Genomic DNA, 18,737 nt, shown 5'->3' on the forward strand with positions numbered 1-18,737 from the left:
AACCTGGACTTTACCGATGCAGACCTCCCGCAGCGAGCCGCCGGCCGTGGCAGCAACGGGCGGGCGGCCACCGGCGCTGGCCGTTTCGCTGATCCCGGTGCTGAACGACAACTACGTGTTCGTGCTGCACGATTCCCCCAAGGCGGAGGAGCCATCCGGCCGGGCGGTGGTGGTGGATCCCGCCGTGGCGGCGCCGGTGCGCGCCTGGCTGGAGGCCCACCGGCTTGAGCTGGTGGCCGTGCTGCAGACCCACCACCACTCCGATCACATCGGTGGCACCGCCGGCCTGCTGGAGCGCTGGCCAGCCGCTGCGGTGATCGCCGCCGCCGCCGACCGCGACCGCATTCCGCTCCAGACCCTCTCGGTGCGTGGCGGTGACTGCCTGACCCTGCTGGGCCGGGCCGTGGAGGTGCTGGAGGTGCCGGGGCACACCCGCGCCCATCTGGCCTATGTGCTGCCCGAGGTGCCGGGCGGGCACGGGGAGCTGTTCTGCGGCGACACCCTGTTCGCCGCCGGCTGCGGGCGGCTGTTCGAGGGCTCGGCGGAGCAGATGCACCACTCGCTGCAGCAGCTTGCGCAGCTGCCGGACAGCACGCGCGTGTGGTGCGCCCACGAGTACACCCGCGCCAACCTTCGCTGGGCTGCTGCGCTGGTGGCGGCAGAGCCAGAGGCTGCCGCGGGCGCGATCACGGCACGGTTGGCGGCCGTGGAGCTGGCCCGCAGCCAGGGACAGGCCACCATCCCCAGCACGATTGCTCTGGAGCGTGCCACCAATTTGTTCCTGCGTGCCGGCAACGCCGCCACGCTCGCCGCGCTGCGTCGGCACAAGGACGGCTGGCAGGGCTGAGGCGTCAGGGGGCTCAGAGGCAGGGGAGCAGGGGCAGCCGCTGGGGAAAGAGCAGGGCCGGCTGCTGGGGCCGCAGGCCCAGGCGGCAACGTTCGGAGAGCTGGAAGGTGCGCTCCAGCGGCAGGCGCAGCCGCAGGCGGAACGGGGCCGCCTGGGGCTGTTCCAGCTCCACCTGCAGCAGCCATTCCCGCCCCAGAAACTCCCGACCCATCACCCAGGCAGTGCCAGCCGGATCGGGAGTCAGCTCCAGGGCATCGGGTTGCAGCAGCACCTCAGCCGGTGCCCCGTCCGGGCAGGGGGAGGCCGCCGCGCCGGAGAGGGGCGCGAAGGCCCCCAGTGGCGTGACCACCTGGCCGTTGCGCCACTGGGCCGGCAGCAGGTTGCGTTGCAGCACGAAGTGGCCCACGAAGGCGGTGGCGGGATGCTCCACCAGCTCCTGCGGCGCCGCGCACTGGTGCAGGCGCCCGTCCTTGAGTACCGCCACGCGGTCGCAGATCGCCAGCGCCTCCTCCGGGTCGTGGGTGACGATCAGGCCGCTGGCGCCGCAGCGGCTGAGCACGCCAGGCAGTTCGCTACGCAGCCGCAGCCGCACGTCCACATCCAGGTTGGAGAAGGGTTCATCGAGCAGCACCAGCTCCGGTGCGGGCGCCAGCGCCCGGGCCAGTGCCAGCCGTTGCCGCTGGCCGCCGGAGAGTTCGTGCGGGTAGCGCTGCTCCAGACCCGCCAGCCCCAGCAACTCCAGCAACCAGGCGGCCCGGCTGCGGTCCTGGCGGGGCCGCAGGCCGAAACAGGTGTTCTGCCAGGCATCGAGGTGGGGAAACAGGGCGTAGTCCTGAAAGACCATGCCCACCCCGCGCCGCTCCGGCGGCACCCAGACGGCCGGACCGGCCACCTGCCGGCCCTGCACTGTCACCTGCCCCCGCGACGGCCGTTCGAAGCCGGCGATCAGGCGCAGCAGTGTGGTCTTGCCGCAGCCGGAGGGACCAAGCAGACCCACCAGTTCCCCCGGGCCCAGGTGCAGGTCGATCGCTTCCAGCGCCCAGTCGTTTGCCTCGCCAGGGGCGCCGCCGCGCCCGTAGCGGTGCCAGACACCATCGAGGCGCACCGGATCGGCCGGCATGGACTCAGCGGCTGCAGGTCGGTTCCCGGTGGCAGCGTTGGCAGCAGCTGCAGCGACAGCACGGGCAGCGGCCGCTGCGGAAACCCCGGTGGAGCTGGCGATAGGACACCCTTAAGCTCGTTTTCCCCATCTTCCAACGCCATGGGCGCCGGCCAGTCCATCGAGGCGATCCAGACTCCCGCCGCTCCTGAGCCGGTGGGCCCCTACAACCAGGCCGTGCTGGCGGGCGGCTGGCTGTTCTGCTCCGGCCAGATCGCCTTGGATCCCGTCAGCGGCGCGATGGTGGGCGACGGCGATGTGGAGGCCGAGACCCGCCAGGTGCTCAGCAACCTCGTGGCGGTGCTGCGGGCGGCAGGCAGCGGCCCGGACCAGGTGGTGCGCACCACGGTGTTTCTGGCCGACCTGGCCGATTTTGCCCGGGTGAACGCGATCTACGCCGAAACCTTCCAGGGGCCTGTGCCCCCCGCCCGCGCCTGCGTGCAAGTGGCGGCCCTGCCGCGGGGCGCGCGGGTGGAGATCGACTGCATCGCGTTGCTCGGTTGAGGCCTGGTGGGGCCGCCGTCAGGTAACGAACACGACATCACGTAGTCGACGTGACAGTCAGCAGCTGGCACAGGACCGACACTGTTCCTCTGCGTTACGACGTTCATGGCGTTCTCCCCCTTTCGTCGCTCTGCCCCCGCCGCCGGTTCGCAGCGGCTGTATCGCCTGGTCGACCGCCAGTGCGCTCCTCACCCTGTGCTCGACGACCACTTCGAGTCGATGGATGCCGCCTGGGAAGCGGCCCTGAGCTGGTGGGAAGAGCAGGCCTGTGCAGTGGAGCAACCGATCGAGATCGGCATCGAGGTGAGCACACCCCGCGGCGACTGGCGAACCCTGCGCTACCCGGGCGGCTGGCCCGGACTGATGCACTGAAAGAGTCGATAGTCTCGGCGCGTTGGTTGTCAATAAGTGCTGGAGGATGAGCCGGACAAGCCGTTCATCACGATCACTTCTTCCTTCCTCGTGTTCTGTGGCCCGTTCGCCACCGGCGCCTCGGCACCGACTTCACCCTGACCGGCACCATCGTGTCGCGCAAGCGGTCAATTGAACACTCGTACTGGCAGAACCGGCTGAGCAGCTGGAGCCTCAGGCGGCTTCTAGCTGCTGCCGCAGCGGCGGCGGCAGCCTGATCCCGGAGAGAAAGGCGAGTGCCACCAGCAGGCACGAGGCCCAAAGGCAGGCCTGCAGGCCGCCCACCAGGAATAGGGCGCCCGAGAGCAACGTGCCCACCAGCCGGCCGGCCGCATTGGCCATGTAATAGAAGCCCACGTTGAGGCTCACCGATTCGGCATCGGTGTAGGCCAGCACCATGTAGCTGTGAATCGAGGAATTCATCGCGAACACGGCGCCGAAGGCGACCAGCCCCACCACCAGGGCCACGCTGGGATTGCCAACCTCGCGCCACAGGCTGATGGCGATCAGGGCGGGAATGGCGGTGAGCACGGCGCTCCAGAACTGCACCGCAGACACCCCTGGTGGGCCGCTTCTGCCCCAGCTGCGCCGCAGGGCCGGCACCGAGGCCTGAATGATCCCGTAGCCGATCACCCACAGGCCCATGAAGCCACCGGCCTCCCAGTATTTCCAGCCCAGCACCGATTGCAGAAACACCGGCAGGGCCACCACGAACCACACATCACGGGCACCGAACAGGAAGAAACGGGCGGTTGAGAGCACATTGATGCCCTTTGATTTCGAGAACAGTGCGGTGATCGCCGGTTTCTCCTTCATGCGGCCGATCTCACCGGGCAGCACCAAGGTGAGCAGAAAGGCCAGGAACAGGCCGGCCGCCATCGCTCCCACGGCGGCGCTGAAGCCGATCGTGGCGAGCAGCACCCCACCGAGGAAGAAGCCCACCCCCTTGAGGGCGTTCTTGGAGCCGGTGAGGATCGCCACCCATTGGAACAGCTGGCTCTCGCCCCGGCTGTGGTCGTCAGGGGTTTCCGCTACCACGGTCTTGATGGCGCTTTTGGCGCTCATCTTGTTGAGGTCTTTGGCGATGCCGCTGATGGCCTGGGCCACCATCACGTAGGCCACGCTCCACCAGCGGGGCCAGTCGTCAGCCACCGGAATCAGCATCAGCAGGGCGCCCACCTGCAGCAATGTGCCGGCCCAGAGGGTGAGCCGCAGCCCGAAACGGGCCCCGAGCCAGCCGCCGTAGAGGTTGGTGACGATGCCGAAAAATTCGTAGAACAGAAACAGAAAGGCGATTTCCAGGGTGGTGTAACCCAGCTGGTGAAAGTGGAACACCACCAGCATGCGCAGCGCCCCGTCGGTGAGGGTGAAGGCCCAGTAGTTGGCCGTCACGATGCCGTATTGCTGCAGGGCAGTGAGCTGCTTCATGATCCGGAAAGCTCGCGGACCGCTGGCCCGACACCGGCTTCGAGCGCCGCCACGTGGCAGGCCAGATCGGCCATGCGGCAGCTGTAGCCCCACTCGTTGTCGTACCAGGCGAACACCTTGAGCTGGGTGCCGTTCACCACCATCGTGGAGAGAGCATCGATGATCGAGCTGCGGCTGTCGTTGATGTAATCCACCGACACCAGCGGCCGCTCTTCGTAGCCCAGGATTCCCTGCAGTGGGCCGGCGGCGGCGGCGGCAAAGGCCCCATTCACCTCCTCCACACTCACCGCGCGCTCCAGTTCGAACACCGCATCGGTGATCGAGGCATTCGTGAGCGGCACCCGCACGGCGTGGCCGTTGAGCTTGCCCTGCAGTTCGGGAAAGATCAGACCAATTGCCTTGGCCGATCCGGTGGTGGTGGGGATCAGCGAGTTGCCGGCGGAGCGGGCGCGGCGCAGGTCGGATTTGAAGGCATCGATCACCACCTGGGTGTTGGTGATGTTGTGCAGGGTGGTGATCGAGCCGTGGCGAATGCCGAAGCTTTCGTGCACCACCTTCACCACCGGCGCCAGGCAGTTGGTGGTGCAGGAAGCGGCGGTGAGCAGACGGTGGCGGCTGGGCTCATAGAGGTGATGGTTGATGCCGAACACCACGTTGAGAGCTTCTGCGCCGGCGACCATGCCTTTCACCGGGCAGGCCACGATCACCCGCCTGAGGCCCGGCACAGTGAAGTAGGGCTCAAGGGTGTCGGGGGTCTTGATCTTGCCGCTGCATTCGAGCACCAAGTCCACGCCGGCGTCGGCCCAGGGCACGGCGGTGGGATCCTTGTGACGGCTGTAGCTCACGGCATGATTGCCAATGCGGAAGCCGTCGGCTTCGGCCTGCACCGCCTGAGGCCAGTGGCCGTGCACGGAATCGAATTCGAGCAGATGGGCGGCAGACGCAGCGTCACCGGCAGGGTCGTTGACATGGACCAACGTGTAGCCCCCGGCGTCCGCACTGCGGTGAGCCGGGCGTTCCCAGAGGGCGCGGAACACAAGGCGGCCGATCCGGCCAAAGCCGTTGATGCCGATCTTCATCGCAAGGCGATCGCAAGCAGATCGACGTTAAATCAAGTTTGGTTGATGGATGCGTGTTGTGGGACACGCCGGGTGCCGTTGTGCCTGTCCGGCACTCCAGCGCCCCAGCTCCAGGCGGCGCGTTGGTGGAGGCCGCAGGCCCTGATGGGGGCCTGAAGCTGCCGAGAGAGCGGCCCGGGCGGGGTCCCAATGACGCACGTCATTCGGTGGTCAGCCGGGAGCTTTGGTGTGATTGGACATGCCTTAATGGGCATCACTCAGGATGAGGGATAGTGGCATGGTGAGTGGGCTCTCGGAAGCAGCCCGCAGCCGGATTGCCGACTTCTGCCTGATCGCCGACCTCACAGGCACTGATCTGCTTGTGCTCGCGTTGAGCAGCGGCCGCTTCGTGGCCTGCAATGACTCCGCACACACCCGGCTGGGCTACAGCAGAGCCGAACTGCTCACTCTCACCCCGGCCGCCATCCAGGCGGACCCTGACCACGATGTCGCCTGGGTGGCGGCCCGGCTCCAGGAACTGGTGGCCGCTGGTGGGGGGAGTTTTCAGACCCGTCACCGCTGCAAGAACCACACAATCCTGGATGTGGAGGTGAGCCACCGGGTGTTGACGCTCCAGGGGGAGCAGCTGGTGCTGAGCTCCGTGCGCGACCTCACTGAGGCGCATCTGCGCGACACCAGCGTGGCCAGCGCCTGCAAACTGCTGAGTGACGGGGAGGCGTTCAGCGGCATCGGCTCCTGGGAGCTGCGTTTTGCCGATGGCACCCTGCGCGGGTCGCCACAGATGCGGCGCTTGTGCCGGTGGGCGGACCACGAAACGGCCACCACGATCCTGGCCTATGGCGCCCTGGTGCATCCCTCCGACCGCAACCGCTGGCACAAGGAGTTGCAGCGGGCGGTCAATCTGGGCGAAGCGTTGTGCAGCCGCCACCGCCTGGCCTTTGCCGATGGCAGCGAAAGGCTGATGCAGGTGGATGCACAGATCACTTACGACACCAGCGGGGAGCCCCTGCGCGCTCTGGGCACCCTGCGTGACCTGAGCCGGGAGCAGAGCCTGCTGCAGCGCCAGATCGGGGAGCGTACCCACGATCCGGTCACCGGCCTTCCCAACAAGCTGGCCGCACTTGAGGAGCTCAACCGGCGCCTGCAGGGCCGCGGCTACAACAACTCCATGGCCGTGCTCAGCCTGGACATCGACGGCTTTCAGGACATCAACGACCAGTTCGGCTCCGAGGTGGGCGATCAGGTGCTGCAGGAAGTGGCCCGGCGACTTGAGGAGCTGATGGGATCGGAGGCCTGGCTGGCGCGCCTCAGCAGCGACGACTTCCTCCTCGTGCTGGAGGATTCGATCCATTCTCTCGGCGATGGCCTGATGGCCTGATGGCCTGCCGTCACCTTCAGCAGCGCTGGGGCCGGCAGAACCAGCTGCTGGCTGATCTGCCCTTGCTGCCCAGCCTCTGCATCGGCCTCGCTTCCTATCCCGAGCACGCCCAGACCGGGCAGACGCTCATCCAATGCGCCAACACGGCGCTGTCGAAGGCCAAGAGCCTGGGTCGCAGCCAGGTGTGCGCCTACTCCAGCACGATCAGCCGCCAGATCCAGGAGCGCATCCACCTGAGCGGTGAGCTGGGCCAGGCCATTGACCGGCAGCAGTTCCGGCTGGTGGTGCAACCGCAGGTGCACTGCTCCCGCGCCCTGGTCGGCGCAGAAATTCTGCTGCGTTGGACCAACAGCCAGGGGATTCCTGTGGCGCCCAGCCATTTCATCCCTCTGGCTGAACAGAGTGGCCTCATCCTGCAGCTGGGCAGCTGGGTGTTTCAGCAGACCCTGCAGCACCTGGTGCGCTGGCGTGCAGCGGGCCTGCCGGTGCCCCGGCTGGCGCTCAATGTTTCGCCCCGGGAGCTGGAGTTGCCTGGCCGGCAGTACATCAGCTCGCTGATGGATGGGCTGATGGAGCACAACCTCAGCCCGGCGCAGCTGGAGCTGGAGATCACCGAGTCGGCCCTGCTGCAGGATCCGCTTGCCTGCCGCGAACACCTGCGGGTGTTGGCCGATCAGGGCTTTCGCATCACCATCGATGACTTCGGCACGGGCTATGCCTCGCTGGAGCTGCTGCGCGACCTGCCGGCACACCGCCTCAAGATCGACCGCACCTTCGTGAGGAGCCTCACCGCCTCAGCCGGTGATCGCACGATTGTGCAGGCCGCCATCACCCTGGCGCAAGGCCTGGGGATGGAGTGCATCGCTGAGGGGGTCGAGACAGAGGAGCAACGCCAGATCCTCGAGAACCTCGGCTGCAACCTTTACCAGGGCTACCTCTGTGGCCGCCCTCTGGAGCTGGACGCCTTTGAAACCCTGCTCCGTGATCGCCTCGCTAGCCCAAAGAGCGGAGATGACACCGGCCGTTGGCAGAGCCAGGTGAGCCTGCAGCCCAACCGGCAGAGAAACAGCACATCCGTGCCCAGCACGTTTGAACAACTGGAACTGCTGCGTTCCGCCTTCGATCTGGCCGACGACTACTTCATGCTGCTGCAGGTGATCCAGGGGGACGAGGATTCGATCACCGACTTTCTGATCCTGGAGGCGAATCAATCGGCCTGCGCCACGATGCAGCAGGAACGGGAGGCCATCGTGGGCAAGACCCTACTGACCATCTTTCCGCAGATGGAGCAGAACGGCCTGCTGGAGATCCACATCGATGCCGCCTCCCGCAGCACCCCTACGTTCATCAACGATTTCGTCTACAAGGATGACACCCTCATCCAGGCCCACCGCTGCTACGACATACAGATCCTGCCCACACGCGGCTTTCTTGTGGTGAGCTGGCGCGACGTGACGGATCGCCTCAGGGCCGCACGCACCCTGGCGAATTCTGCAGCCCTCTATCGCTTGCTCACCGACAACATCGTGGAGGTGGTGATGCTGCTCAATCAGCAGGAGGAGGTGGTGTGGGTGTCTCCTTCCCTGGAGCCGATGACGGGCTGGCGAGAAGACCAATGGAAGGGAAAGACCTTCTGCGAGCTGTTTGTGTCAGCCGAGGGTCGGCCAGAGCCCCTGCAGCTCGATGCCTGGCTAACGCCCCATGGCCCGATTCACCAGGGACGCCTGCGGCTGGCGGATCCCAAGGGAGGCTGGAGCTGGGTGGATCTGAGTGTGAGGCGCCTGCAGGAGGAGGGGCGGCGCAGCGGTGATTCCAGCGCCGCTCCCGAGGGATCGCCGGCTGCGCTGAATCTGCACGAGGGCTATGTGATCACCCTGCAGCCTGTGGATCAGAAGGTGATCGAAGAACAACGACTGCTGCAACGGGCCAACCACGATCCCCTCACCGGCCTTGACAGCCGCGACGCCATCCTCAGCCTGCTGGAGCAACGCCTGCTGGATGACAAGACCCTCAGGGCCCAGCCGCTGGCCCTGCTGTTCTGTGACTGTGATGGGTTCAAGGACATCAACGACAGCTACGGCCATGCCTGCGGCGATGTGGTGCTGCAGAGCGTGGCGCGGCGCATCCAGCAGGTGATCCGCCACCGTGACCATGCTGGCCGCATCGGTGGCGATGAGTTTCTGGTGATCCTTGATGGGATTCGGGCGTTGGAGCATGCGATCGCGGTGGCAGAGAAGCTGCAAGTGGCGATTTCCAGGCCGGTCCCCTGGGGGGATCACAGCATCACCCCCTCCTTCTCCATCGGCGTGGCCCTGCACGGCGCCGGAGAGGATGCGGCCCTGTTCCTCAGGCGAGCCGACCGCAACATGTACGCCGCCAAAGCAGGCGGCCGCCACAGGGTGGTGGCCCTCTGAGCCTGGTGCCAGCGCATCATGGCCATCAGGCAGGGCTCTTCGCTGCGGCGGACGCCATCGATGCAGTGGGTGCCCGCCGGACCGGCAGTGAATGGTGGCGGCGAGGTGTGAGCCGCAGCCTGCTGAATCGAAGGCCTGGATTGAGTGTTGAGGGGAAAGAGAGGTGCCGAGAAGGGAGAGGAGTGCTGAGAAGCGACGAAGACTGCTGCGTAGCGCGAAGATTGCTGCGTAGAACGAGGATTGGAGTTCTGATTGGTGTGGCTGAGCAGTGAGTACCCGGTTGTGGGTTGTGTGTCTTTGTTCAGCGCTTGAGTGTAACGTTGAGTGGCGCAGTGCTCAGTTTGCGCTGCGGAGTGAATGGTTTGTGTGCTGAAAGACCCAGGCGGAGCCCTTCTGAAGCTGGCTCCCCACCATCCGCTGCGCCCGCTCATCCTTATTCTGCAGCATCTTTACTCACCCCTCCATGCTTCGCCTCGTGGCTACGGATCTATGGGTGGCAGAACAGGCGCAGACGTATTTCGGCCTGAGCATCGGCGCCAGGATGTCGGTGATTCGCCTGCAGGACACCGGCAACCTGCTCGTTCTTTCTCCGATCGAGCCCACGGCGGAGCTTGTGGACGCACTGACCACACTTGGCCGCATTGGCCATATCGTGGCGCCGAATTCCTTCCACCATCTGTATGCCAATGCGTTCAAGCTCTGCTTTCCGCAGGCCAGGTTCTGGGGGTCTGCCGCGCTCAAGGCCAAGTGTCCTGACCTGATGATCGATCAGCTGCTGACTGCTGAAGCGCCCTCCCCCTGGCCGGATCTGCTTCTGTGCCAGCTGCAGGGCCTGAACACGATGGCCCCCCTCGGTCCTGTGCCTCTGGATGAAATTGCCTTGTGCCACGTTCCCAGCCAGACCCTTCTCCTCACCGACAGCGCGTTCAATTTCGACGCCTCTTTCCCCTGGCTCACGCGTTTCACGACCCGCATCGCCGGCGGTTTCAATCGCCTGGAGCCCACAATCCTCGAACGCCTCGCCTCATCGGATCGGCGTAGGGTGCGTGCCTCGATCGATGCGGTGTTGGCGTGGGACTTTGATCGCGTGATCGTTGCCCATGGCGCCATCGTTGAAACCGGCGGCAAGCCCATGCTGGCAGCGGCGTATGCGGGGTTTCGGAGCTGATCGCTGGTTCTCACCATTGGTTTGCCTTCTGTGGTGGCCGGCTCAATGGCGCTGGAGACGACCATGCGACCGTGCTGCTGGGGTGTTGCCTGCGAACAGCGCCGGTGCACTGGGCCACAAATGCATCAACTAGAATTGATCAACTATGCAGGAATGGTCCCGTGAGCGTCGCCACCACGGGCCTGCCGACGGAGCAGGCGCGCCAACTGCTCAAAGCCCTCGCTGATCCGCTGCGTCTGCAGGTGATCGAGGCCCTCGGCCATGGCGAGCGTTGCGTCTGCGATCTCACCACGGATCTGGGCCTGGCGCAATCGAAGCTGTCGTTTCACCTCAAGGTGCTCAAGGAGGCCGGGTTGCTCGCCGATCGCCAGGAGGGTCGCTGGATCTACTACCGCCTGCGCAGCGAAGCCCTCGTGGCGCTCCAGCACTGGTTGGCGGACCTGTCTGCAGACTGCGCCGCCCCTGCTTCCCCCTGCTGCTGATCCATGGGCATCTTCGAGCGATGGCTGAGTGTGTGGGTGGCGTGCATCAACCTTGTGCCATCGGCGCTGATCGATCGGTGAGCCGTCGCGCCAGGACCTGATCCACTGCTGAAGTCGTCCGCTCTCTGCTCGTCCAGGCCTTGATGGCGTGAGCGTCCTTTGGCCGTTCAGCTCGCCAGCTCCCTTGTCCTTCCCATCGCCCTTTCTTGCATGGCCCCGGAATCCAACGACCATGGCAGACGGGCTGCCGATGACAAGGCCGTCTTGGCCCAGCTGTCGTTGCTCGACCGCTTCCTGCCGCTCTGGATCCTGCTGGCGATGGGCGGCGGCCTGCTGCTGGGCCGCTTCTTTCCTGCCATCCAGGGTTGGCTTGATGCCGTGAGGATCGGCAACACCTCCCTGCCGATTGCTCTGGGGCTGCTGCTGATGATGTACCCGGTGCTGGCGAAGGTGCACTACGAGGAGTTGGGCAGGGCGGCGCGGGATCGCCGGCTGCTGAGGCTCTGCTTGGTGTTGGTCTGGGGTCTGGGGCCGGCACTGATGTTCGTGCTCGCCTGGCTGTTCTTGCCGAACCAGCCGGAGTTCCGCACGGGGCTGATCCTGATCGGCCTGGCCCCCTGCATCGCCATGGTCTTGATCTGGATCGATCTGGCCAGGGGCGACCGGGAGGCGGCTGCCCTGCTGGTGGCGATCAATTCGATCGTGCAGGTTCTGGCCTATGCCTTGCTTGGTGGCTTTTACCTGAAGATCCTGCCCGGCTGGTTGGGCCTGGCCACTCAGGACGTGGCGTTTCAGATGGCGGAGATTGCCAAGGCGGTGCTGGTGTTTCTGGGGCTGCCGCTGGCGGCGGGCTACCTCAGCCGTCGCATCGGCCTCCGGCTCAAGGGACCGCGCTGGTATGAGCAGCGGTTCATCCCGTTCATCAGCCCCTTCGCGCTTTACGGCCTGCTGTTCACGATCGTGGTGATGTTCGCCCTGCAGGGCCAGGCGATCACCTCCGACCCGCTCGCAGTGGCCGGCGTGGCCGTGCCTTTGCTGCTCTACTTCGCGATCATGTGGAGTGTGGCCTTTGCAATGGGCCGGCACAGCGGGCTCAGCTATCCGAAAACGGCAACCCTTGCGTTCACCGCCGCCGGCAATAACTTCGAGCTGGCCATCGCCGTGAGCATCAGCGTGTGGGGGGTCAGCTCCCGTCAGGCCTTGGCCGGTGTGATCGGTCCGCTGATCGAGGTACCGGTGCTGGTGGCACTTGTGTATGTGTCGTTGTGGTTAAGGCGCCGTTTCGAGGTTCGGGCCATGGGCTGAATGGCGGCGCCACAGCCATGCCCAGATCTGAGGCGGTGTGTTGAAAGGTTGGGGTTGCGGTGGCGACTGCCATCTCCGACGTTTGCGAGCGGCAGTAACGGCTGATGGCGGACTGACACTTCATTCAATTCGCCAGGGTCATCCTGAAAGCATCACAGCCTGTTGGCGCCGGTGCTGCTTTCTGCTTCACAGCCGATCTGGTCCCTGCCGCTGGAGAAGGTGTACCCGGGGCTGCGCACCACCCCAGAAGGTCTCAGCCAGCCGGAGGCGCAGCAGCGGCTGGAGCGTTACGGCGCCAACAGGTTGCCGCCCCTGAAGCGCCGGTCCCTGGCCCTGCGCTTGCTCGACCAGATGGTCCACTTCATGGCCCTGCTGCTCTGGATCGCCGGGGTGCTGGCCTTCGTGGCGGGTACGCCGCAGCTGGGTTGGGCGATCTGGGCGGTGGTACTGATCAACGGCCTCTTTTCCTTCTGGCAGGAGTTCCAGGCCGAGCGCACCCTGGCCGCCCTCACCCGTGCCCTGCCCCGCCAGGTGCAGCTCTGGCGTAACGGCACGCTGGGTTTCCGCTCCGCCGAGGAGCTGGTGGCCGGCGACCGGCTGCTGCTGGAGGAAGGGGACCGGGTGCCGGCCGATTGCCGGATCAGTGTGAGCCATGAGCTTCGCGTCGATCTTTCAGTGCTGACCGGCGAATCGGCGCCCGTGGCCCGCCAGGCCATGGACCTGCCGGCTCACCAGGCCGAGCTGCGCCTGCCCACCGGCGAGCGGCCCAACCTGTTGCTGGCGGGCAGCACGATCGCCTCCGGCCGGGGCGAGGCGTTCGTGTACGCCACCGGCTCTGAAACCGAGTTCGGCCAGGTGGCCCATCTCACGGCCGGCACGCCGCGCAGCGTCAGCACCCTCGAGCAGCAGGTGGCCCGCATCGTGCACACGATCAGCACGATCGCGCTCACGATGGGCCTGCTCGCCTTCTCCTTGAGCCTGGTGTTCGTGGGCATGACGCCCCTCGAAAGCCTGGTCTTCGCGATCGGCATCATCGTGGCCAACGTGCCCGAGGGTCTGCTGCCCACCGTCACCCTGGCGCTGGCGTTGAACGTGCAGCGGATGGGCCGGCGCAAGGCGCTGGTGCGTCGCCTCTCGGCGGTGGAAACACTCGGTTCCGTCAGTGTGATCTGCAGCGACAAGACCGGCACCCTCACCTGCAACCGCATGGCGGTGGAGGAAACCTGGCTGCCGGTTCCCGGCGAGCAGCTGCATCAGCTGCTGCTGCAAGGGGCCGCCCTCTGCAGCAACGCTCGCCTGGATGCCATCGGTGCCGTGGGAGATCCCACCGAGACGGCGCTGCTGCAGGCGGCGCAGGCCGCGGGCCTCGATCCGGCGGAGCTGCAGCGCCTTCACCCCCGCCAGCGCGAGATCCCCTTTGATTCGCACCGGCGGCGCATGACGGTGCTGGTGAGCTGGCCTGACCCACCCCTGGCCATCGCCGCTGGCGACAGCCTGGTGATCACCAAGGGAGCGCCGCTGGAGGTGCTGGAGCGCTGCGACGCCTGGCTCACCCCTGCCGGCAGCGAACCGCTCGATGCGCGTCGGCGCCTCTGTGTGGTGGCCGCCAACGACGACCTGGCCGCCCGGGGCTTTCGGGTGATCGGCGTTGCCCTGCGGGCCGCCGGGGCGGAAGAACTGCAGGCGACGCCAGGAGACCTGCTGGAAACGGGCCAGACGCTGCTCGGCCTGCTGGGCCTGTACGACCCGCCCCGCCCCGAAGTGCCCGATGCCATCCGCCGCTGCCGCGACGCCGGCATTCGGGTGACCATGGTGACCGGTGACTACGGACTCACAGCCCAGGCGATCGCGCTCCAGATCGGTCTGCTGGAGCCGCCCGCCCCCAATGGTCGCGGAGTCAACAGCCACCAGGGCAATGGTCAGCACCGACTGTCCGGCGCCGACCCGGTACGGGTGATCGAGGGCTCCACCCTGGCCCAGATCAGCGACGTGCATCTGCGCCAGCTGCTCAAGTACCGCCACCGACTGGTGTTCGCCCGCATGGCCCCGGAGCAGAAGCTGCGGCTCGTGCAGGCCTACCAGGCCCTGGGTGAGGTGGTGGCCGTCACCGGCGATGGCGTCAACGACGCCCCGGCCCTGCGTGCCGCTGATGTGGGCCTGGCCATGGGCATTACCGGCACCGATGTGGCCCGCGAGGCGGCCGACATCGTGCTGCTCGATGACAACTTCGCCACGATCGTGGAGGCGGTCCGCTTCGGCCGCTCGGTGGTGGCGAACATCGGCAAGTTCATCACTTACATCCTGGCCTCGAACGTGCCCGAGGTCGCGCCGTTCCTGGCAATGGTGGTGCTGCGGATCCCGGCGGCCCTCACCGTGCTGCAGATCCTGGCGGTGGATCTCGGCACCGACCTGCTGCCGGCCCTGGGGTTGGGCTCCGAGACCCCCGAGGCGGGGGTGATGCGCCAGCCGCCCCGCCCCCGGGACCTGCCCCTGCTCAACCGGCCCCTAATGGTGCGGGCCTATCTGGTGCTGGGTCTGGTGGAAGGACTGAGCGCGATGGCGGGGTACCTGCTGGTGTGGCGCAACAACGGCGTGGACCTGGCCGCCCTGCAGCAGCTGGCGCCAGACCTGCTCCATCACCGCGCCACCGTTGAGGTGCTGGCGATTCAGCACCAGGCCTCCACCGTGGCCTTCTGCCTGATTGTGGCCGGCCAAATGGCCGCGCTGCTGGCCTGCCGCAGCGACCGGCGCCCCTTTTGGGAACTTCTGCCCATTCCCAATCCGTTGCTGTGGCTTGGCTTCTTCAGCGAGCCCGTGGTGGCGGGCCTCCTGGTGCTGGTGGCCCCGATCGCCGCTGTGTTTGAGCTGGCCCGCTTCCCGGTTGGCTACCTCGGCCCGATCGCCCTGGCTCCCGTGGCGGTGCTGCTCGCCGACACAGTGCACAAGTGGCTGATCCGCAGGCGGCTCAGATGTGCAGGTTCGGGCAGATTTCGCTGCCATCGTCGACAGGATGGCGCTGCCAGCGGGCCAGCAGCTCCTTCAGCTCCGTCTTGAGGTGACGCAGATCACGGATCTGGTGATCGATCCGCTCGATCTGGTGCAGGAGCTGGGCCTGGATGCTGTCGCACGGCAGGGCGCCGGCGTCGTGGACGTTGAGGCAGGCCTGGATCTCCTCCAGCGTGAGCCCCAGGGTTTTCAGCCGCCGGATGAACTCCAGACGGCGCAGGCTGTGTTCATCGAAGAGGCGATAGCCACCCTCGCTGCGGCCGATCGCCGGCAGCAGGCCCAGGTCTTCGTAATACCGCAGGGTTTTCACCGGCACGCCGCTGCGCGACGCCAATGCCCCGATTTTCATTCCCCCTTGCCCCACGGCGGGACGCGCCATCGATCCCACTCTCCATTCGGCCGGTGAAGCTAGCGGCTGGAGCCGCTGATTCCGCCATCTGTGAATGGTCAGTCAGCAAGGATCTGCCGGCAGCGCCCACAGATCCGACCGCTCACCCCTGGCGCCAGGGTGTGCTCCTCCACATCGGTGGTGTAGTGCCAGCAACGCTCGCACTTCTCGCCGTCGGCGTGGGCGAGCCGCAGCCTGAAGCCGCCACCGGTGTCGTTGCTGTCGTCGCTGGGAGTGTCGCCATGGTCTTCGGCCAGCACCACCGCCGGCGCCGCGCCCTCCAGCTGCACCGCCGACACCAGCAGCCAGTCGGCCAGGTTGTCGACCTCCGGGTGGGCGCTGCTCTCCAGCAGCTCCAGGGCCTCGGCCAGAGCGGCATCAACGCCGCTCAGCTGCACCTGTGCCTCCAGCGACGCGCCCAGGGCACCGGCACTGCGGCAGCTTTCCAGCTGCCGGTTCACCCGGGCCCGCAGGGCCAGGATGCGCTCCATCGGCGCCAGCAGCTCCGGCGCGCTCCACGCGGCCGGGGCGGTGGGCCAGCCACGCTCGAACACCGAGGCTTCGGCCACGGGATAGGGCAGGTTCTGCCAGATGTCCTCCGCCATGTGGCACAGCACCGGGGCGATCAGCCCGGCCAGCCGCTCCACCACCAGCTGCAGCACCGTCTGGCAGCTGCGGCGGCGGAAGGACCCGGCTGCGCTCACGTACAGCCTGTCCTTGGCGATGTCGAAGTAGACGTTCGACAGGTCCACCACGCAGAAATTCTGCAGTGCCTGGAAGAAGCGATAGAAGGCGAAGTTGTCGAAATCGGTGCTCACCGCCTCAATCAGCGCAGCTGTGCGGTGCAGCATCCAGCGGTCGAGCAGGGGAAGCTCCGCCAACGGCACCGCGTCGCCTCCTTCAGCGCGGGGCCGTGGGTCGAAATCGTGCAGGTTGCCGAGCAGATAGCGGGCCGTGTTGCGCACCTTGCGGCTCACATCCGCCAGCTGCTTGACGATCCCCGGACCCAGTGGCACATCGGCGGAATAATCCACCGAACTCACCCACAGCCGCAGCACATCGGCGCCGTAGGCCGGCTCCTGCTTCTCATTCTTGCCGCCCTCCACCAGCACCGCCGGATCCACCACATTGCCCAGCGATTTGCTCATCTTGCGGCCCTTCTCATCGAGGGTGAACCCATGGGTGAGCACCCGCTTATAGGGGGCGCTGCCGTTCACGGCCACCGAGGTGAGCAGGCTGCTCTGGAACCAGCCGCGGTGCTGATCCGAGCCCTCCAGATACAGGTCGGCGGGGTAATTGAGGGGTGTGGCGGGTGGCTGCTGGGACCCCTTAGCGGCTGCGCTGGTTGAGGGCTGACCAGGGGTTTCGCTCGCTTGAGGGTCCTCAGTGGTGGTTTCGCCGGTCTGCAGGCCGCCCAGCACCGCCGCCCAGGAAGAGCCGGAGTCGAACCAGACGTCCATGGTGTCGGTGCCCTTGCGCCACAGATGCGCCTCGGCGGCATGGGCAGGGGGCAGCAACTCGGCTTCCTCCTTCTCCCACCACACATCCGAGCCGTGGGCGGCGATCAGTGCCTGGATGTGATCGAGGGTGGCCGCATCGAGCAGCACCTCGGCCGTTTCGCGGTGATAAAACACCGGGATCGGCACGCCCCAGGTGCGCTGGCGCGAGATGCACCAGTCGCCCCGTTCGCGCACCATCGCCTCGATGCGGTTGCGGCCACTGGCCGGCAGCCAGTCGACGGCGGCGATGGCGTCCAGCGCCTCGGCACGAAAGCCCTCCACCGAGGCGAACCACTGCTCGGTGGCCCGGAAGATCGTCGGTTTCTTGGTGCGCCAGTCGTAGGGGTAGCGGTGCGCGTAGCTCTCCTGCTTGAGCAGGGCGCCGGCCCCCTCCAGGGCCGAGATGATCGCCGGGTTGGCGTCCTTCAGCACGTTCAGGCCGGCGAACGGGCCCGCCTCGGCGGTGAGCGTGCCGCCTTCGTCCACCGGGCAGAGCACAGGCAGGCCCGCCTTGCGGCCGGTGTTGAAGTCGTCGACGCCATGGCCCGGCGCCGTGTGCACCAGGCCCGTTCCCGCTTCGGTGGTGATGTAATCGCCGCCGATCACCACGGGGCTGTTGCGCTCCATCAGGGGATGGCGATACACGACCCCTTCCAGCTCGGCCCCCTTCAACGACAGCAGCGGCTCCAGCGGCAGCGCCAGGCTCTCGCGCAGGCTCTCCACCAATGCCGTGGCCACGATCAGGTGGCGGCCCGGCTCCACCCGGCACACCGCGTAATCGAGCGCCCCGTTCACCGACACCGCCAGGTTGGCGGGCAGGGTCCAGGGGGTGGTGGTCCAGATCGCCACAGCCAGGGCACCGGCAGCCGGTGTGGTGGCCGCCTCCGCGCTGGTGAGGCCGATGGCGGTGAGGCGTGCGCCCAGCCCCGCCGGCAGCTCCACCACCGGAAACGCCACGTAGACGCTCGGGGAGGTGTGGCCGTCGGGGTATTCCAGCTCCGCTTCAGCCAGGGCGGTGCGGGAGCTGGGGCTCCAGTGCACCGGCTTGAGGCCCCGGTAGATGTGACCCGCCAGCACCATCTGGCCGAAGACACCGATCTGGGCGGCCTCGTAGTGCTTCTGCAGGGTGAGATAAGGCTGGTCCCAGTCGGCCCAGATGCCCCAGCGGCGGAAGCCCGCCTTCTGCCCCGCCACCTGCTCGAGCGCATAGGCGTGGGCGCGGCGGCGCAGCTCGATCGGCGTGAGCCCGCGACGCTCCTCGCTGCCCATGCCCTGCAGCACCTTGAGCTCGATCGGCAGCCCGTGGCAGTCCCAGCCGGGCACGAAGCGCGCCCGTCGCCCCTTCAGCAGGGCGTACTTGTTGATGATGTCCTTGAGGATCTTGTTGAGCGCATGCCCCACGTGCAGGGCGCCGTTGGCATACGGCGGCCCGTCGTGCAGGGTGAACACCGGCCCGGGGTTGCTGCTGCTGAGCCGCTCGTAGAGGCGCTGCTCGGCCCAGAACGCCTGCAGTTCGGGTTCACGCGTCCTGGCGTTGGCCCGCATCCCGAAGGGGGTCTGCAGCAGGTTGAGGGTGTCCTTGTAGGACACCGGCGGGGCGGTCACGGCGCCTGGGGCAGCAACCGGGATTATCGGCCCCGGCATTCCCCGGCGGCAGCGGTGTGGTTGC

14 protein-coding genes are annotated in these 18,737 nt (G+C 66.9%); 9 read left to right on the forward strand and 5 right to left on the reverse strand.

The genetic code is table 11. The features are described 5' to 3' along the window. Nucleotides 1-16: 16 nt before the first annotated feature. Complete coding sequence (gene gloB, locus CJZ80_RS11720) at nucleotides 17-847, forward strand: hydroxyacylglutathione hydrolase (RefSeq protein WP_094513279.1); 831 nt, start codon at nucleotides 17-19, stop codon at nucleotides 845-847. Nucleotides 848-860: 13 nt separating this feature from the next. On the opposite strand, the gene CJZ80_RS11725 is transcribed toward gloB, so the two are convergent. Then, entirely contained in the window at nucleotides 861-1,967 is a 1,107-nt protein-coding gene (locus CJZ80_RS11725) for an ABC transporter ATP-binding protein (protein WP_094513282.1), read from the reverse strand. A gap of 141 nt (nucleotides 1,968-2,108) precedes the next feature. On the opposite strand from CJZ80_RS11725, the gene CJZ80_RS11730 reads away from it, so the two are divergent. Together CJZ80_RS11730 and CJZ80_RS11735 are read left to right on the forward strand one after the other, a co-directional pair. Beyond that, on the forward strand, nucleotides 2,109-2,510 hold the full coding sequence (locus tag CJZ80_RS11730) for a Rid family detoxifying hydrolase (RefSeq protein ID WP_094513284.1): 402 nt from the start codon (nucleotides 2,109-2,111) through the stop codon (nucleotides 2,508-2,510). A 105-nt stretch (nucleotides 2,511-2,615) separates the two neighbouring features. Next, a complete protein-coding gene (locus tag CJZ80_RS11735) occupies nucleotides 2,616-2,882 on the forward strand; it encodes a hypothetical protein (RefSeq protein WP_094513287.1) in 267 nt (88 codons plus the stop codon). A gap of 213 nt (nucleotides 2,883-3,095) precedes the next feature. On the opposite strand, the gene arsJ is transcribed toward CJZ80_RS11735, so the two are convergent. Further along, the gene (gene arsJ, locus CJZ80_RS11740) at nucleotides 3,096-4,349 is read right to left on the reverse strand and encodes an organoarsenical effux MFS transporter ArsJ (RefSeq protein ID WP_094513290.1); all 1,254 of its coding nucleotides are present in this window, start codon (nucleotides 4,347-4,349) and stop codon (nucleotides 3,096-3,098) included. Continuing rightward, nucleotides 4,346-5,428 carry an ArsJ-associated glyceraldehyde-3-phosphate dehydrogenase gene (locus CJZ80_RS11745; RefSeq protein WP_094513294.1) on the reverse strand — a complete coding sequence of 361 codons (1,083 nt, stop codon included), beginning with the start codon at nucleotides 5,426-5,428 and terminating at the stop codon, nucleotides 4,346-4,348. Before CJZ80_RS11745 ends, arsJ begins: the two co-directional genes overlap by 4 nt. A 277-nt stretch (nucleotides 5,429-5,705) precedes the next feature. Here CJZ80_RS11745 and CJZ80_RS11750 point away from each other — a divergent pair, with 277 nt between their 5' ends. The 6 genes from CJZ80_RS11750 (at nucleotide 5,706) to CJZ80_RS11775 (ending at nucleotide 15,229) form a co-directional block, all read left to right on the forward strand. Then, nucleotides 5,706-6,806 (forward strand): diguanylate cyclase domain-containing protein, encoded by a 1,101-nt coding sequence (locus CJZ80_RS11750; RefSeq protein WP_158217477.1) that lies wholly within the window; start codon nucleotides 5,706-5,708, stop codon nucleotides 6,804-6,806. Beyond that, entirely contained in the window at nucleotides 6,806-9,220 is a 2,415-nt protein-coding gene (locus CJZ80_RS11755) for an EAL domain-containing protein (RefSeq protein ID WP_094513302.1), read from the forward strand. Before CJZ80_RS11750 ends, CJZ80_RS11755 begins: the two co-directional genes overlap by 1 nt. A 463-nt stretch (nucleotides 9,221-9,683) precedes the next feature. Beyond that, a complete protein-coding gene (locus CJZ80_RS11760) occupies nucleotides 9,684-10,388 on the forward strand; it encodes a DUF4336 domain-containing protein (RefSeq protein WP_094513307.1) in 705 nt (234 codons plus the stop codon). Between the two features lie 161 nt (nucleotides 10,389-10,549). Then, complete coding sequence (locus CJZ80_RS11765; protein WP_094513310.1) at nucleotides 10,550-10,870, forward strand: helix-turn-helix transcriptional regulator; 321 nt, start codon at nucleotides 10,550-10,552, stop codon at nucleotides 10,868-10,870. A 210-nt stretch (nucleotides 10,871-11,080) separates the two neighbouring features. Continuing rightward, nucleotides 11,081-12,175, forward strand: a complete 1,095-nt coding sequence (gene arsB, locus CJZ80_RS11770; protein WP_094513313.1) for an ACR3 family arsenite efflux transporter — start codon at nucleotides 11,081-11,083, stop codon at nucleotides 12,173-12,175. 171 nt (nucleotides 12,176-12,346) lie between these two features. Beyond that, nucleotides 12,347-15,229, forward strand: coding sequence for a cation-transporting P-type ATPase (locus tag CJZ80_RS11775; RefSeq protein ID WP_094513512.1), 2,883 nt, complete (start codon nucleotides 12,347-12,349; stop codon nucleotides 15,227-15,229). Here CJZ80_RS11775 and CJZ80_RS11780 read toward each other — a convergent pair. After that, nucleotides 15,141-15,560 (reverse strand): heavy metal-responsive transcriptional regulator, encoded by a 420-nt coding sequence (locus CJZ80_RS11780; protein ID WP_233133043.1) that lies wholly within the window; start codon nucleotides 15,558-15,560, stop codon nucleotides 15,141-15,143. The genes CJZ80_RS11775 and CJZ80_RS11780 overlap by 89 nt on opposite strands. A 68-nt stretch (nucleotides 15,561-15,628) precedes the next feature. Next, entirely contained in the window at nucleotides 15,629-18,712 is a 3,084-nt protein-coding gene (gene ileS, locus CJZ80_RS11785; protein ID WP_094513318.1) for an isoleucine--tRNA ligase, read from the reverse strand. Between the last annotated feature and the right edge of the window lie 25 nt (nucleotides 18,713-18,737).

The organism is Synechococcus sp. MW101C3 (genome assembly GCF_002252635.1).
Taxonomy (GTDB): Bacteria; Cyanobacteriota; Cyanobacteriia; order PCC-6307; family Cyanobiaceae; genus MW101C3.